The organism is Peribacillus sp. NPDC097284 (genome assembly GCF_044761765.1).
GTDB lineage: Bacteria > Bacillota > Bacilli > Bacillales > DSM-1321 > Peribacillus.
Window position 1 is genome coordinate 1 of record NZ_JBIWCZ010000023.1, and the last position, 16,098, is coordinate 16,098.

At 38.5% G+C, this 16,098-nt stretch carries 10 protein-coding genes; 2 read left to right on the plus strand and 8 right to left on the minus strand.

Annotation, left to right across the window (positions count from 1 at the left end):
- Positions 1–167: 167 nt before the first annotated feature.
- From ACIQXU_RS20475 to ACIQXU_RS20495, 5 genes are all read right to left on the minus strand, one after another.
- Positions 168–575: a hypothetical protein gene (locus tag ACIQXU_RS20475; RefSeq protein WP_402992055.1), complete on the minus strand. Its 408-nt coding sequence runs from the start codon at positions 573–575 to the stop codon at positions 168–170.
- A 400-nt stretch (positions 576–975) separates the two neighbouring features.
- Positions 976–1,902, minus strand: coding sequence for an LCP family glycopolymer transferase (locus tag ACIQXU_RS20480; RefSeq protein WP_402992057.1), 927 nt, complete (start codon positions 1,900–1,902; stop codon positions 976–978).
- Positions 1,903–2,107: 205 nt separating this feature from the next.
- Entirely contained in the window at positions 2,108–3,886 is a 1,779-nt protein-coding gene (locus ACIQXU_RS20485) for a M14 family zinc carboxypeptidase (RefSeq protein ID WP_402992059.1), read from the minus strand.
- A 125-nt stretch (positions 3,887–4,011) separates the two neighbouring features.
- Complete coding sequence (locus tag ACIQXU_RS20490) at positions 4,012–5,061, minus strand: C40 family peptidase (protein WP_402992061.1); 1,050 nt, start codon at positions 5,059–5,061, stop codon at positions 4,012–4,014.
- A gap of 188 nt (positions 5,062–5,249) precedes the next feature.
- Positions 5,250–7,400, minus strand: coding sequence for a S8 family serine peptidase (locus ACIQXU_RS20495; protein ID WP_402992063.1), 2,151 nt, complete (start codon positions 7,398–7,400; stop codon positions 5,250–5,252).
- Positions 7,401–7,663: 263 nt separating this feature from the next.
- Here ACIQXU_RS20495 and ACIQXU_RS20500 point away from each other — a divergent pair, with 263 nt between their 5' ends.
- The gene (locus tag ACIQXU_RS20500; RefSeq protein WP_402992065.1) at positions 7,664–9,868 is read left to right on the plus strand and encodes a PA14 domain-containing protein; all 2,205 of its coding nucleotides are present in this window, start codon (positions 7,664–7,666) and stop codon (positions 9,866–9,868) included.
- A gap of 36 nt (positions 9,869–9,904) precedes the next feature.
- Here ACIQXU_RS20500 and ACIQXU_RS20505 read toward each other — a convergent pair whose 3' ends face one another.
- The 3 genes from ACIQXU_RS20505 to tagD form a co-directional block, all read right to left on the minus strand.
- The gene (locus tag ACIQXU_RS20505; protein WP_402992067.1) at positions 9,905–11,629 is read right to left on the minus strand and encodes a transglycosylase SLT domain-containing protein; all 1,725 of its coding nucleotides are present in this window, start codon (positions 11,627–11,629) and stop codon (positions 9,905–9,907) included.
- Positions 11,630–11,734: 105 nt separating this feature from the next.
- Positions 11,735–12,904 (minus strand): CDP-glycerol glycerophosphotransferase family protein, encoded by a 1,170-nt coding sequence (locus ACIQXU_RS20510; RefSeq protein WP_402992069.1) that lies wholly within the window; start codon positions 12,902–12,904, stop codon positions 11,735–11,737.
- Positions 12,897–13,295: a glycerol-3-phosphate cytidylyltransferase gene (gene tagD / locus ACIQXU_RS20515; RefSeq protein ID WP_402954698.1), complete on the minus strand. Its 399-nt coding sequence runs from the start codon at positions 13,293–13,295 to the stop codon at positions 12,897–12,899. Before tagD ends, ACIQXU_RS20510 begins: the two co-directional genes overlap by 8 nt.
- A 387-nt stretch (positions 13,296–13,682) precedes the next feature.
- Here tagD and ACIQXU_RS20520 point away from each other — a divergent pair, with 387 nt between their 5' ends.
- Positions 13,683–15,839 (plus strand): CDP-glycerol glycerophosphotransferase family protein, encoded by a 2,157-nt coding sequence (locus tag ACIQXU_RS20520; protein WP_402992071.1) that lies wholly within the window; start codon positions 13,683–13,685, stop codon positions 15,837–15,839.
- Positions 15,840–16,098 lie beyond the last annotated feature (259 nt).

Sequence of the window (16,098 nt, forward strand, 5' to 3'; positions counted from 1 at the left end):
ATTTTACTAAAAAGGGCGATTTTTTTGTGCATAAATTTCATAAAAAAAGGGTTGCCCTAAAAGTCATTTTCCTGACTTTTGGGACAGCCCCTTTTATGGTCCCATAAAAGTTAAGTAGTTATGAGATTAAGAATATTTAGGTGGTTTTTAAGGTTGTAAGTTTTTAATTAAGAAAATTCTGGCCAGTTTTTTTGGACTTGGTCTCCTTCAATTTTCACAAGGGTACGATAGTTTAAGGGTAATAAATCGCTTTCTCCCTTACCGGTATGTGGTAGTGCCAATTCAAAAGGGATTAAAGTGAATTCTTCTTCTGTTTCGGAAATCAGATACACACCTTTAATTTGACCATGTTTCTCCATGTCCAAAGTCAAAAAGGCGGGATAGTAGGTTTCATCATTAGCCCTAAGTACGGCTTTAGCGGTAATAAGGTGATCTTCTTCCTTTTCTACATCTGGGTTACTCGTTTTCTCAAGAGTTTTTACCGCCCATCCTTGTTTCTTATAGCCACCAATGATTTTAGGAGGATTCTCCTGCAACTTCTTTAAAAGATCATTTGTTTCGTCATGATTATCCATTTATGTTTTGTTCCCTCCAATGATAATTCGTTGTTATGGCAACTATGTAAAAAGCTTCAAATAATTCAATCATTAATATTATACCTATCTTTTTCTATTAGGTAAAATATCTATCTGACAAAATACTGAATAACCATGCTATATCATGAATGTGTTTGCTGACAATGAATGATTCTGCGTGCTTTGTATGAGAGAGTTTATTAGCCATTTGAAGTTGACCAGGTGGACGAGCACCGCAATTAGGAGGATGCCTATAGAATGTCGATGATTAGACATTCTATAGGCTCCATATTAAGAATGGATGAAGATTTAATGATTTAATCAAACGTTTGATTAAATAAGGGGGAGCCTTACCTGAGGTGATTGATTTGGAAAATGAGGGAGTGGCTCCCTCATTTTCTTATATACCAAGATGCATCTTCAAACGATTTTGTGCTTCGGTTTTTGTTTCATCGGATACAATGTTATACCAAAGTCCATCAATTCGTTGGTTCTCTCCTGTAAGTGTAAATTGTTCAATATTATTGAGGGAAGATTTGTAGTTTTTCTGTATGCTTAACATTTCATTAAACGTTAAATTAGTTTCTACATTTTTACCGATGGCTTTAAGGATATCATCATAATTGGTCAATGTGGACAAGCTTGCGCCTTCTTTAATGACCGCTTGTATCACTTGTCGCTGTCTCATTTGTCGACCGAAATCACCGCGAGGATCTTCTTTTCGAATGCGGGAATATATCAAAGCTTCTTTACCATCTAAATCAATTGTTCCTTTTGCAAAGCTGTAATTTTTATAGTTGAGGTTCATATCATTATTGACTGTGATGCCGCCAACAGCATTAACAATGTCCTGGAAGCCCTTCATATTCATCTTTACGTAATAATCTATTGGTATATCTAAATAGGCTTCGACTGTGTTGATCGACATAGTAACGCCACCGTAGGCATAAGCATGGTTCATTTTCTCCGTTGTACCTCTCCCGATAATTTCTGTACGCGTATCTCGGGGGATGCTTAACAATTGAATTGATTCTTTTTTAGGATTTACTGTCATGACAATCATCGTATCTGAACGACCACTATCGTTCTTTCTTTCATCTACTCCTAGTATCAGTAATGAAAAGGGGTCCTTGTTTTTAAACGTTATATCTTCGACGCGTTTATCTGTTTTATGCTCAGTACCCTTCATAGTGTTTATTGTTCCTAATAGGGACTGGTATATAGATGTTGCATAAGCTCCTCCACCAATGAAAAGGATAAGAAGGATGAATCCCAATACTTTTAACGATTTACGTTTTCTTTTCTTTTTTTTACGTTCTGATCTCATTTGTGTTCCTCCTCGAGCCATTCCACTTAAATGGAGAAGTGTGAAAAAATACCTAGATGGTATGTCTAATATACCTTTTTTTTACTAAAAAAAGAATAGTTTCTTTTTGTACATGCAGTACATATTTACCTTTTTTAAATGGGAAAAGCGAGGGAATCTAAATGACAAAGATTCCTTCGCTCACTGGGATTGGTGGTTATTCTTATTAAGCGTCTGAGCCGTCTTTTGGAACTTCAGAATCTGGGTCCGGAACTTCCGGGTCTTCAATTGGCGCAGGCTGTTCAGGTACTGTCGGGACATCTGGTTCTAGCAGAAGAAGCTCATCTTCAATTGCTCTTAGCCTATTTTTGAACATAGTTTCTAGTTTTTTGTAGGAGTTAGTAGATTTTAATTTTTTATATTTAGTAATATTTTTTTTCACATCATCGTATTGTTCATTATCCACTTGTTCTTCCATATCCAATAATAATTCATATCTTGCTATATCGTAGTCTGCATTTTTCTTGTTGGTTTTAGCAGGAGTGACATATTTGAGTGTGGCCAATTTTTGAACACTCTTACTGAACATTTTTTTGATTTTATTTTCGGTAGTGCTGGTCTGCTTGACCAATTTATCATAGGTAGTAAATGTTGTACTATTTAGTTTTCCTGCTGTTAAGTGGTACGCTAACTTCTTATTTGTTTGAATAAGATCGTCTCCAGCTTGAATAGCATTCATAAAGGCCAGAGAGTTATCGCGATATGATTTAGTCGTTTTTAATGCTGCATTTGGCTTTGTACGATATTTAGCGGGAAGCTTGGCGATTGCCTTTTCCTGTTTTTTAATTTCTTTATTCGTTTTGTTATATAGGGACAGATGTGCGCTGGTCACTTTCAATTTACTTTGGCTTTTAATGTCGGTAGAGTAATAGTTTTTTAATTTTGTTGCTGTCTTATTATATGTTTTGATTTGCGTGGTCACTTTATCACTAGCTGCAGTATTGCGGGTATCGTAAAGCTTGAATCCTTCTTGTGCTGTATATAGGCCGATGCTTGCATTTTGACTCCAGATTCTAGCGTAATTCCTAAGGGGTACATGGGTTTCACCAACTGCTGGCGACACTTCAATAGTGAAGGCTGGTTTTTTTTCTACATTGGAGAACCAGTCGCTGAAACCTCCACCGAATGATTTCGATTTAACCAAGCTATAGCCAGTTATTTTGCTCAGTTTACTTGCATATTTGGCATCTTGGGCATAACGGCTTCCGGTTTGCTGATACTTCCAGAAGATGATTTGTCCACTCGAATGGTATGAAATGGCCATTTCTGGGTCGATTTTATCTACAAATGATAGTAGAGCTTTCGTTTCGGATGCGACCGCCACTTTTGATCCGTTGTAATTTTTATAATAGGGAACCTTAGGACCACCAAGGTATTTCCAATTAGGACTATATTGTCGGTTTAAATCCACGCCTTTGGCATTGGCTTTCCAGCGCTTGAAATTCTTGCTGCCACCATTCATTTTAATGATTTTGGCATGGTCTTTTGTAGGAAAATATTTTAGACCGTATTGTTGTAAGGTGACCCCATCCGGGTTGACCATTGGCACAAACCAAATGGTCGTATTATTGAGAAGCTTTTTAACATTGTAGCCGTTTATGTTGGAGTTGCTTTTATATGCAGCGGCATATGTATCTAACATATCCATATTGAGATTGGTCGTGATCCATTCACGTGCATGGTGAGATCCATTAATGAAGACTTTGGATTCTCCTTTTCCAAGTGAGACAGCGTAGATATTACGACCGTATTCGGATTTCCCAATGACTTCTTTTTTGACTAGTCCTGGATAGGTCTGTTCTAGTTTTTTTATATCTTTTAACATTGTGGTAGTGGAATAGGTTTGGTTAGGATTAACAATTGACTTGGCAAAAGTAGAATTCGAGAATAGGAAAGTTCCACAGAGGACGATGAGTGAAAGTAATAAAAGACGAAATCTGGACATATTGTGCCACCTTTTCTAGTTAGTATCTAGTTAATAATGACTATATTAACATAAATAACTAGAATAAATTATAATTTTTACATAAAAAATACCAGACTTATAGAAATATAGTCTGGTAAAAAGAATTATAGACTTCTGTAGCCTATAAGTTTGCTTTTGTAATAGGAGTTTGAAACGTTGTTAATCTCTATTCCATTGCTTGAAGAAGCATGAATGAATTGTCCATTTCCTAAATAGATGCCCATATGACTGACGACGGATTTACTTGATCCAGTCGCAAAGAAAACGAGATCACCTGATTTTGGCGAAGACACTTTCTTGCCCATATCATAATAGGTGGAAGAAGAAAGTCTGGATACTTCATAGCCTGCTTTTTTAAACGTGTAGTAAATGAATCCACTGCAGTCAAATCCTGAAGGGGAGGCTCCTGCCCAGGAATAAGGGGTGCCGATTAACTTTTTTGCTTCAGAAATGAGTGTATCCACTTTATTACCTGAGTCTGTTACTTTTTCAGGAGTTTCTACTGCAGAAGCTGGAGTTGCCGATTTAACCAGGGATAATTTCTGACCGATTCTTATAATGTCGGAGGTTAAGGAATTGTATGATTTAAGGTCAGCTACTGATATGTTTGCCTGTCTAGCGATTTTTGATAGGGTGTCGCCCTTTACAACGATATATGTATTCGAAATGAGATTGACTTTAGGTGTTGAGACATTCGCTGGCTTGGCACTGCTCGGTAAATCAATGGTCGTGGTTGTTTTAGAGCTTGAAACAATCAGTTTATTACCGGCATATATCATGTCGGATTTCAGGTTGTTTAGTTTTTTTAATTCAGCGAGTGTAAGATTATGTTTGTTGGCGATTTTTGTTAACGTATCTCCAGGTACGATGGTATAAGTGGAGTTTTTTGTTTTTTCTACGGAAACTGACACTGTTGTAGCTTTTATTTTAGTTGTTGTTTGAGATTTAGACGTAATAATCTTTTGATTGATCTTTAACATGTCTGATTGTAAGTTATTAAGTAGTTTTAACTCTTTTACGGTCGTCTTGTGTTTTTGGGCGATTTTGCTTAAGGTATCACCGCTTTTTACTGTATACGAGTTGGCAAGGGCTGGAGAAACAAAAGTCGAAGATAGGACGGCTAATGTCGAAATTGCAACGATACTCTTTTTCACGTATTCCACCTCTAACATGTCTTTTTCCCTATTCTAACAAACTAAATGGAAAAAAATATATTACATTTATGTTACATGGATAAAATGGTATAAATTAACTGACTTATTTTGTTGTAAAGTAGTTGTGTAATTTCAGTTGTTTTCTCCTATATTGTGAGTGTTTTTTCACCATGGTAAATGTATCTCACTCACTTTCCTATTCTTTTGTCGACTACTTTAAAAGGGGTGCTTGTTAATATGCGGGTATTTCCGGCGGTGTCGGTTAACTTTCCTTTAAACTGATAGGTTCCTTCTTTTGTATAGACATTATTGGATATCCTTCCATCCCAGGTAATTATATGATTTCCTTTTTGATGATTTCGCAACGATTCTAGTTTTTTTATGGTGTCACCTTTTGAATTGATAATGGAAATAGTAGAAGCAACCGATTCATTCTTTGTGATGGTTGTGGTGATTGTAGAAGCCCCCGTCATTTTAAAAACTGTGCTTGAATTTTTCATGGTTGCTTTAGGGGCTTTAGTATCAACGACTACCTTAAGTATCTTCTTCTTTCCTGTATGTTTATCCATATCAAGTAGTGAGGCTTGGAGCGAATAAACCCCATCCTTCGCCTGTTTATTGCTATTGGTTTTTCCATCCCAGAAAAGTGTGTTCTTCCCACCTTTGAAAGTCTTAGATTTTGATAGGGTATCTATTTTCAAACCGGTGTTATCCACTAGAGTTGATGTTAATACAGCAACTTTGTTCAGATGAAAAGGAATTTCCAATTGATCGCCTCCGAGTGGGGAATAACTAATTGATTTCTGATTGAAAGTAAGCTCAGGCGTTACCTCATCTTTTACCGTGACATACGTGCTCTTGGAAACACTATGTTTCTTGCTGGAAATCTTCACAGTGACTTTCACTTTCCCGGAAGGAGCATAGGAGCCATTATCCAATTTCCCGTCCCACTTCGTTGAAAAGACCTGCCCGTTCGACTTTTTATTCGTCACAAGTTTCCGGATGGGTTTATTGTTGGCATCATGAATGAAAACGGATATACTCGTTCCCTTTTTTGCCTTGAACGAAAGGGAAAGGGAATTCGTTCCGTCTTCGATCAGTGTTTGGCTTGATGTCGTCAGCTTTGATAAGGGTCCTGGAGTATGGGTCAATGCGTTATAGGCATCGACACGGCCATATCCATAGAAATCATCTCGGCCCATTACTCCAAGGTCCTTACTGGATGTTTGTAAGATATCCGCCACTTCTACTGGAGTAAGGAATGGGTTCTTCGATAAAACCAATGCGGACACGCCGCTGACTACTGGAGCTGCCATGGAAGTCCCACTCATGACATCATAGGAATTCCAAGGAACGGTGGAGTAGATATCCAGACCAGGTGCAGCTAAATCGATAGATGCACCATAGTTGGAGAAATCAGCTTTCTTATCTTGTTTTGTTGTGGCGCTGACGCCTAATACATGCTCTAACGCAGCCGGATATTGTTCAGTCTTTGTATCCTCATTTCCGGCTGCAGCTACGATGAGTATCCCTTTCTTCCACGCACTTTGTATGGAGTAATCCAATACCTCTGTATAATCTTCCATTGTCAGGCTTAGATTGATGATATCGGCCCCCGATTTAACGGCATAATCGATTCCGTCGATAATCGTAAAAATATCCGCCTCATTCTCACTGAATACGTTGACTGGAATGATCTTGACGTTTGGGGCGATCCCGGCGATTCCCTTTCCATTTAGGGAAGCACCGATAATGCCGGCAACATGGGTACCGTGGTCATTCGAAGGTAGCGTTTTGTTGCTCCCGGTAACAGCATTGAATGGATTGATGATGTGGTCTTTCAGTTCGGGATGAGTGGCTTGTATGCCAGCATCAATGACGGCCACTTTAATGTCTGGCGATCCTTTGGTTAGGTCCCAAGCTGTATCCATATTGATTTTCTTTGCGTACCATTGTTTGGAGTAACCCGAATCTGTAGGAATATAACTCGTCCTCACTTTATAGTTGGGCTCTACCGCCTCTACCTCATCCCACTTTTTAAGAGAGGTGATGGCCTCTTGCCTATCCATTCCTTCATGGAGGGAAATGAGGGTGAAGTTTCCGTTTTGGATGGTTTGGAGTTCTTTTGCTTGAATGCTCTGTAATATGGATTCTTTAACGTTATAGGTAGTCTCCCTATCGAACTTAATGATTAGTTGTTCGGTTTGATAGCTTGTGGTGGAAGAAGACACTTGGTTCTGATTATCATTCGGCTTCGAATTCATTTCGGAACCATAGGCATGTGACCAGTCCGTCGAAAAGAATAGAAGGATAAAGAGCATGGGAATGCATTTTTTCATTGACATATTCCTCCTGAGTTGTTCTAGAAGATTCATATCTAAATAGTATCATGGATTGAAGCGTAACCTAGTATTTTCCTTTTGAGAAGTGTGTCGAATCACCTCTAAAAATGTCTATGAGTGATTCAACCTAGGTGGTTAGTACCCTATTTATGCTAAAATTACTCATTTTTCTTAACAATTTATGTATATATACGATATTATTAACAGTATATCGATAAAATTGGACTAGGAGTGAGTTAATTATCAAAACAAAGTGGTTAATGGTTGGCGTAGTTACCTTAGGATTGGTGTTATTTTCAAGCGGAGGATTTTCAGGGACGACTGCTGAGGCGAGCAGTGGTAAATGGAGCGTAACGTATTATCCGAAACTTAACTTCAAAGGAACCGCCGTCAAGAAGAAGGTAAGTGATATCAATTTTGCCTGGGGCACTAAATCCCCGGCAGCAAAGATTCCGGTCAATAAATTTTCCGCTAAGTTGACGAAAACGCTTACGGTCAAAGAGGGCGCGAAATACCGTATTTCCGGAAAAGCGAATGACGGTGTCAGAGTCTATGTAAATGGTAAGAAAAAAGTAGACTATTGGAAAGATGGGTCTCATTCATTTAAGAAGGACCTTATGTTGGCAAAGGGAGATCATAAGGTGGAAGTGCAATATTATGATCAAAAGGGCAATGCCTACTTGAATGCCGACGTTGAAAAGGTACCGGAGACCATCCCAACAGACAAATGGACAGGCTTGTTTTTCCCAAGTTCTAACTTCACGGGAACGCCAGTAAGTACCACGGCTAGCAATCTGAAATTTTCTTGGGGTTCAAAAGCCCCCGTTGATAAAATAGCAAAAGGTACATATTCGGCCATCTATCAAAAGAAAGTGGTCGTGAAAAAAGATACAAAATACGTGTTAATGGGGAAAGCGAACGATGGCGTCCGCATTTATGTGGATGGCGTAAGGAAAGTAAACGAGTGGAAGGATGGCACGCGTAACTTCGAAAAGAACCTCACGTTGAAAAAAGGGACTCATACGATAAAAGTAGAATACTATAATAAAAGTGGAAGTGCGCAATTAAATGTGGATCTTAAGGAATCCAAAGATGTTACGCCGCTTGAAAGATGGGCAGTGACCTTATATGGTAACCAGGATTTGACGGGGAACAAGGTCTATCAAAGTGCCGCTACATTGGACTATGATTGGGGCACGAAAAAGCCAGCCACTGGAATCCCGACCAATCATTTTTCAGCGATATTCGAGAAACGGACAAAGCTGACAAGCTCGGGTACGTATATCTTATCAGGCGGTGCTAATGATGGGATACGGGTTTATGTAGATGGAACGAAAAAAGTAGATCAATGGAAAAATGGAACACATCCTTTTAACATAGAGATGAAATTGGATGCAGGCATTCATGTCATCAAAGTGGAGTACTATGACAATACGGGGTTTGCTAAAGTTGAGGTGGATTTAAAAGAGAAATCGAATATCACCAGGGCAGCAAAGACCGGGTATAATGTGACCTTGGATTCCGCCCTGTCGAAGCAAATGTCGACTAACCCGCAAACTGATAAAAAATATGAAGCTTTCATCCCTGCAAGCAGTGTGAAACTTGCTTCGACGAAGACGAGCGGGACAACGAAGGAAAAGGTAAACATCATTACAACGGACTCAAGGAAATTAGGTTCGTTATCGAAGAACGCGAAGGTGACGATCCAAGATAATAAAACGATCGATAAGAAGAAGTATTATAAAATTGCAACTGGTTGGGTTAGTGCTTCCAAAGCTGATACGAAGTATTATATGGATCCGAGTAACTTTACGAAATCGGATACGTCCTATTATCAATTTGCTAAACTATCAATGTTCTCCGCACTGAATGAAAGTGAAATCAATCAAAAAATCCTCCATGATAAGGGGATCTTGAAAGATCAAGCAAGTTCATTCTTAGAGGCTGGGTTCAAGTATGGCGTGAACGAAATCTATCTTATTTCCCATGCTAATCTTGAAACGGGAAGAGGGTCCTCAAGGCTGGCTAAGGGAATCAAAGTGAAAACGAAAAAAGACAGCAAAGGCAACATCGTTTATGCAGCCAATAAGGAAAAAGAGATAGTTGTATTGGCGGATGATGCGAAGGATTATGAAGCCAAGGTTTACAATATGTACGGAATCGGTGCCTATGATAGCTGCGCTTTGGAGTGCGGTGCAAGAAGGGCGTTCAATGAAGGCTGGACAACCCCAAGCAAGGCTATCGTGGAAGGTGCGCAATTCGCAGCGGAAAACTATATTTATGCCGGTCAGGATACGCTTTATAAAATGAGATGGAATCCAGATCAGTTGGTGGAGAAAGGGTATGCCACCCATCAATATGCCAGTGATATTGGCTGGGCCGTTAAACAGACCAAAAATTATGTAGAGCTTTATTCTCTACTCAATAGTTATACGGTCGTGTATGATGTTCCGAGTTATAAATAAACGAAAAAAAGGTACCCGATCGGTACCTTTTTTTCGTTATTGAACATTGGAAGAGGCGATATACCAAATTGTTTTCGAACCTGATACTTGGATCTTGTACCAATTGAACAAGTTGGCGGCATTATTGTCTTCGATGGAGCTTTCTACAATCTTGAATGTCGTTCCCTTTTTAAATGTTTGCTTTTTGGAACTGGTTGTCGAAGGCTCATTTCTAAATAGCGTATCCTTCTTTAACGTGAATGAGGCTCCTTTTTTATGGAGCTGAGTGGATTTTGTTTGTTTAGGTGTTTGATAAGACAGCTTATTTTGGAAATTCAGGATGCTGTCGCTAACCTTGATATCCACATCATCTTTGGTGAAGATATAAGGATTTACAAAGGCTTGTTGATTAATCAAATGATAGACCTTTGCCTGATAAGGAGCCTTTGCAGCCGGGTGGTTCCGTTCGGATAGACCGTTATAGGCCATGATGGCAAAGTACCAGTTTTCAAGAATGTCTGTTTTATAGTGATTGACCTTAGGCAATACAGGTCTCTTCACATTGGCATAGTCCCACTTTTTTAGTAGGATCTCTACGCCGGCCTGAATATTATACTCCGTATCATACTTTACTTTATCCCAATCATAGCTTTTGTCTTCTTTGGATTGGGGCGTGATCTGCATGATTCCGTACCCACCATCCGAACTTGTGAACACGTCGCCGGCATTCGTGAATTGGTGCCACTTTCCATTCTCCGTTTTGGCAATGGCTTTAACAACCTCAGGTGGAATGTTCTTTTCGATTGCCTTCTTCGTTAGCAAGGCTTTTAATTCTTTCGTGCTTAGAAACACGTCGGACATGATGGTCGTTAGTTTTTGCTCCAATAAGTTTTTTTCAGAAGGAAGGGCTTTTATCTTTTTCATAATGGAATCACGAATTTGTGGGACCTTTGCATCTGACTTACCCCGAGAGATAAGGCCATCTACCTTATCGTAGTCAGATTGAAGGGCAACCCATTCGCCAAGTTGGTCTTTCTTCGAGAATTTCTTTTTGGCAAGGCCGTTCTGAATTGCGCTGAATTCCTTCTTTAGCTGTGCTTTTTGTTTTGCATTGGAAATCGTATCGATATATAGAATGACCTTTTTATAATATGGCAGGATCTTTGCGCTAGTGGCATTCATATTTTTCTTGGTATCGTTAATGGCTTGTTTCACGGTCGAAACCGTTTTTAAATTCCTCTTATGCTTTTCGACAGGCTTGATATACAGTGATTTCATTTTTTCTTTTGTTTTGGTTCCTTTTACCTGATTGACCTTAATGGATTGCTTATCAAAGGTGGTTACAAGGGAAAGGTATGCCGTATGAGCGGATTGCGTGTATGGGCCGGACTTCAAGGCCTTTTCAAGACCCACTCGTTTTTTGTCTATTTCTTTCCCGGCTTTAACTGCAGCGATATAAACCTTTCCAGTGTCCACTTTTGTCTTCACTTTCTTGAGACGATTGTTATACTTTGTTTTCGCCTTGCCGTTGGATAGCTTATTGACTTCCTTTAGAGCTGTCGCATACTTGGTGTTTGCCGATTTATATTCTTTCTCAGGCAGGTTTTTCCCGGTCGCTTTACCAGGGAGATAACTCAACGGATATAAAGTGGACGCTGCCTTTTCCGCATTGGCGACTGCGGTCTCTGTTTTGGAAACGGCATGCGTTGAACTTGGCTGTAGAATGGCAACGAAGAGAAAAAGGGTACAGAGGGTAAGAAAAAGTTTTTTAGCTTGTATCAAGAAATGAAACCTCCTAGTAGAATAGTCTATGTTACTAGTATTCTACCAGAAAATATATGAATTTACATAAAAAACCACCCTTGTATTTGGGGTGGTTGAAATAGTCTATTTTCTGGTAAAAAGGAAGTCGACCAGATTTCTGCTCGAATCCCCGGTTGAATACTGATTCCATTTTTGCTTGAAGGGTTCGACTTTTTCTAACTGGTAATCAGCTGTACGAATTTTCTCGAGAAGTTCTTCTGTTGTTGTGACGATGTGCCCTGGCATCGAGGATTTGTAGTCTTCCCAGAACCCACGCTCTTCTTCGTATTCTTGCAAGTCATAGGCAAAGAAGATCATGGGCTTTTGTAAAATGGAAAACTCAAATGGAATTGATGAGTAGTCCGTTATGAGAAGGTCTGTGCTTACAAGAAGCTCGTTTACGTGAAAATCGCCGGTAACGGGATACACGAATCCTGGAAACTTATGCATGACATCATATTCAGCTGTTACAGCTGGATGAAGCTTGAGCAGTAACGCGTAATTTTCACTTTGTAGTTCTTTGTAAAGCAATGCTAAATCGAGAGCTACTTTTCCCGAGTTTAAGTCGGCATTCCGAAAAGTGGGAGCATACAAGATGATTTTCTTATTCTCAAGTTCGGGATATTTGGTCAACAGTGCCCGTCTTGCATCCTGCTTTGCACTTTCATTAAAAAAGAAGTCGGTACGCGGAATTCCTGTTCTGAGTATATGGGAATCCGGCAACTGAAAACTTTCCTGATAAATCCCGGCCATTTTCTCTGAACCGGTCGTGACATAATCGAATTGTTGATAGACGCTTAAAAATCGTTTTCTGGCCCTGGATGAACGATCGACAATCGAAGGGTCCATGGCGCCGAATTTCTTGACGGCACCAGCCGCATGCCAGACTTGCACAAGGCTTACGGGCTTTTTGAATGTTACCGTCGAGAGAAAACCAAAATAGTTATCCATAATGATCCATTTGGATGTAGCCAGATGATAAATGGACCGGATTAAGGCAATGATATTCTTGGTCTCAAACGGAAGGACGATGGTTGTCCCATCGTCCTTTACTTGTATATGGCTGCCTGCCTTCGTTAGAATCACTTTTTGGGAAGAAATGTTTTGCTTGTCCATTTCATCTTTAATGTACTGGCAGTTATCTCCGAATGTAGTGACGAAAGTTGTTTTATTTCTTAATGGGAATAGCTTGAAAAGTGAGAAAAGAACTTTGAAGCCTAATAAATAAATCTCTATCGCAATTTCCCTAGCCATTTGTAACTTTTAAAAGGTCATCTTTGATTTGTGAAGTGGATATTCCAATGGTTCTTGGCAGGTATACGACTTCACAAACTTCAGCTAATTCATCGAACTTGCCTTTCCAGTCATCGCCCATGACAAAAACATCTACACCTTCACGAATGATATCTTCTCTTTTTTGTTCCCAAGTATTTTCCGGAATGACTTCATCTACGTATCGTATGGATTCAAGAATCATTTTCCTGTTTTCAAAGCTATGGTAGGACTTTTTATCTTTTAATGCGTTAAATTCATCCGTGGAAATAGCAACGATTAAATAATCTCCTAAATCTTTAGCGCGTTTAAGTAGATTAATATGTCCCCAATGAAGTAAATCAAAGGTTCCGTAAGTTATAACTTTTTTCATGATTTTCTCCTCCTGTACTTGTGAATTTATATATTTAGCGGAAATCTGAATGGTCAAATAGTAAGGAATCAAGTAAAGCACTATTCTTAAACTTTTTAGATAGTAAGCAGTACACCTAATTATACCTTATTAAATTTACAATTGAACCACAAAATTTTTACAATCTTGTTGAAGATATAACATATCTAATCAACTTGGATATAATTTTACATTTTTTTCTGACGTAATTCAAAAATTTCTATTTCTAAGTTATGATGGTATTACTTGAAAAGTGGATTTTAAGTATTTCTTAAGTGGAAGAATTACGGGGACTGCTTCGTTGAACTTCGTGTTTTTATAATAGTCGCAATATTCTTTATATTAGTTCGGGAGGAGAAAAGATTACGGATGCAGAATAGTTTACTAAAAAATAGAAAGATAATTAGTGTGCGCTTAGATAAAGATGTTTATTGCATTGAAGTGGTCATTAAGCAGACGTACTTGGAAGGTGTGGAAGATTTCTTTTTTGTTATAACGAATAGATATAATGAAGATAATAGTATGTACTTGGATTTTGTGAAAAAGGATCAACTGAATGACTTTGATTTGTTTGAAATAATGGTGCCATTCAGTTCAGATATAGAGAAGCTCGTTGAAGGCGAAATATGGGACCTTCATATTTTAAGGATATTAGATAATAACGAGGTTAAGTCTAGAATTAAAAGCAAAGGGCACGAGTTAAATCTGTATTCCATTGTACAAGAAGACCTAGAAAAAATGGTTTATCCTTATACTACTAAAAAGGGGAATTTTTCTTTTTGTGCGAGTGATTATAAACTATTTTCTATGTTCGATGAATTACATGTAAAAAAGGATGGAACTATTCAATTTTCTGGTTATTTTAATTATCCACCATTATTTCAAATAAACGGTTATGAGTTTGGTCAGATGACGCTGCTCGTTAAGGATAATTTAACGGAAAATGAAAGGATGGTTCCTTTAAAAAGCGTAAATCGCGCTGAACAGGGCAAAAAGTATATCGGAAGTAAATTACCCGAAAATATAGGTTTTCAAGGTGAAGTTAATCTCCTGGAGGAATTAGAGTTAGAACAAGTTAAGCACTTTTCGTTTTACATGGTGCTTGATTATAAAATCAATGGTGTTCAGAAACAGCTGTTGAGTTTAAGAATGAAATGCAATTCGGTTCAAGGTCTTCCTGTTAGATATATTTTAAAGGTGAAGGACAAAAAGGTACAGCTGCGAATTAAATCGACAAAAGTCTCAGAGTACTTATCTCTTTCCGTTTCCCGTTATAACCTCAAAGCTGAGGTTGTTCAAGGGATTAAAAAGAGATGGGTGAAAATTCGTAGAAGCAAGCGGCTTATAAGCTGGTACAAAGCTGCTTTCACAGTTATCGGCATGTTAGTGCCAACCAATAAGAAGCTGGTGGTATTCGAGAGTTACCATGGAAAGCAATATAGTGATAGTCCAAGGGCTATTTGCGAATATATGAAGGAACATTGTCTGGATTATAAGCTGATTTGGAGTGTGAACCGTGCTTCTATGAACTATTTTGCTCAAAAAGACGTCGAGTATGTTAGACGATTTTCGATACGCTGGCTTCTAATTATGACGAGGGCGAAATATTGGGTGAACAACGTTCGGTTTCCGCTATGGCTTCCAAAGCCCAAGCACACGATTTACGTGCAAACATGGCATGGTACGCCACTTAAACGCCTTGCGATGGACATGGACGCAGTACATATGCCAGGAACAAACACCAGCAAATATAAAGCGAACTTCTTAAAAGAGGCAGGTAACTGGGATTACTTAGTGTCGCCAAATGCCTATTCAACGGAAATTTTCCAACGTGCGTTTCAATTTAATAAGAACGTGATTGAATCAGGTTATCCGCGTAATGACTTCCTGAAGAATTCTAATAACGAAGAAACAATAAACAATCTTAAAAGGAAATTCAATCTGCCACTTGATAAAAAAATTATTTTGTATGCCCCTACGTGGAGAGATAATCAGTTTTACAGGAAAGGGAAATACAAATTTAATCTAGAATTGGATTTAATGCGAATGCGTGAAGAGCTAGGCGACTCCTATATTACCATTATGCGTATGCATTATTTAGTGAGCCAAAATATGGACCTTACTGAATTTGAAGGCTTTGCGTATGACTTTTCCCACTTAGAAGATATTCGAGAATTGTATGTAATATCGGATATCCTTATAACTGATTATTCATCTGTATTTTTTGATTATGCAAACTTAAGAAGACCGATAATCTTCTTTACATATGATCTTGAAGATTACCGTGATAACTTAAGGGGATTTTATTTTGACTTTGAAGAAAAGGCACCGGGCCTTCTGACAAAAACGACAGAAGAGCTTATTGCGGGTGTGAAAGATATTCAAAGTAAGCAATTTAAGGTAAGTGAACGATTTGAAGAGTTTTATGAGAAGTTTTGTTATCTGGAGTGTGGACAATCTACTAAACGTGTCGTAGAGGCATTTGTGCAAACGGAGAAAGTGACCATGGATGTGGAACGTGAATGACCCCGCTGTTTTAACAGCGGGTCTTTTTAATTGAAAAACAATGTCCTTTCCGTGGATTATTACATAATACGTGTTATGGTGATACTTTCTGAATTCTACCCTTAGTATGCGCAAAAGTATGCGCAAATTTTCTTGAGTAATTACTTTAAATGTCCGTCTTATTGATTTACATTATATAATGTACTCTTCTGCATAAAGCTTATTAATTAGATGGCGCACGACATATCTTAAATGAGGATCCACCCGGCTAATCGGACCT

Coding starts and splice junctions, on each gene's coding strand:
- tagD (WP_402954698.1), bottom strand. CDS start 13,295: ATGAAAAAAGTTATAACTTACGGAACCTTTGATTTACTTCATTGGGGA.
- ACIQXU_RS20485 (WP_402992059.1), bottom strand. CDS start 3,886: ATGTCCAGATTTCGTCTTTTATTACTTTCACTCATCGTCCTCTGTGGA.
- ACIQXU_RS20520 (WP_402992071.1), top strand. CDS start 13,683: ATGCAGAATAGTTTACTAAAAAATAGAAAGATAATTAGTGTGCGCTTA.
- ACIQXU_RS20480 (WP_402992057.1), bottom strand. CDS start 1,902: ATGAGATCAGAACGTAAAAAAAAGAAAAGAAAACGTAAATCGTTAAAA.
- ACIQXU_RS20475 (WP_402992055.1), bottom strand. CDS start 575: ATGGATAATCATGACGAAACAAATGATCTTTTAAAGAAGTTGCAGGAG.
- ACIQXU_RS20510 (WP_402992069.1), bottom strand. CDS start 12,904: ATGGCTAGGGAAATTGCGATAGAGATTTATTTATTAGGCTTCAAAGTT.
- ACIQXU_RS20500 (WP_402992065.1), top strand. CDS start 7,664: ATGGTTGGCGTAGTTACCTTAGGATTGGTGTTATTTTCAAGCGGAGGA.
- ACIQXU_RS20495 (WP_402992063.1), bottom strand. CDS start 7,400: ATGAAAAAATGCATTCCCATGCTCTTTATCCTTCTATTCTTTTCGACG.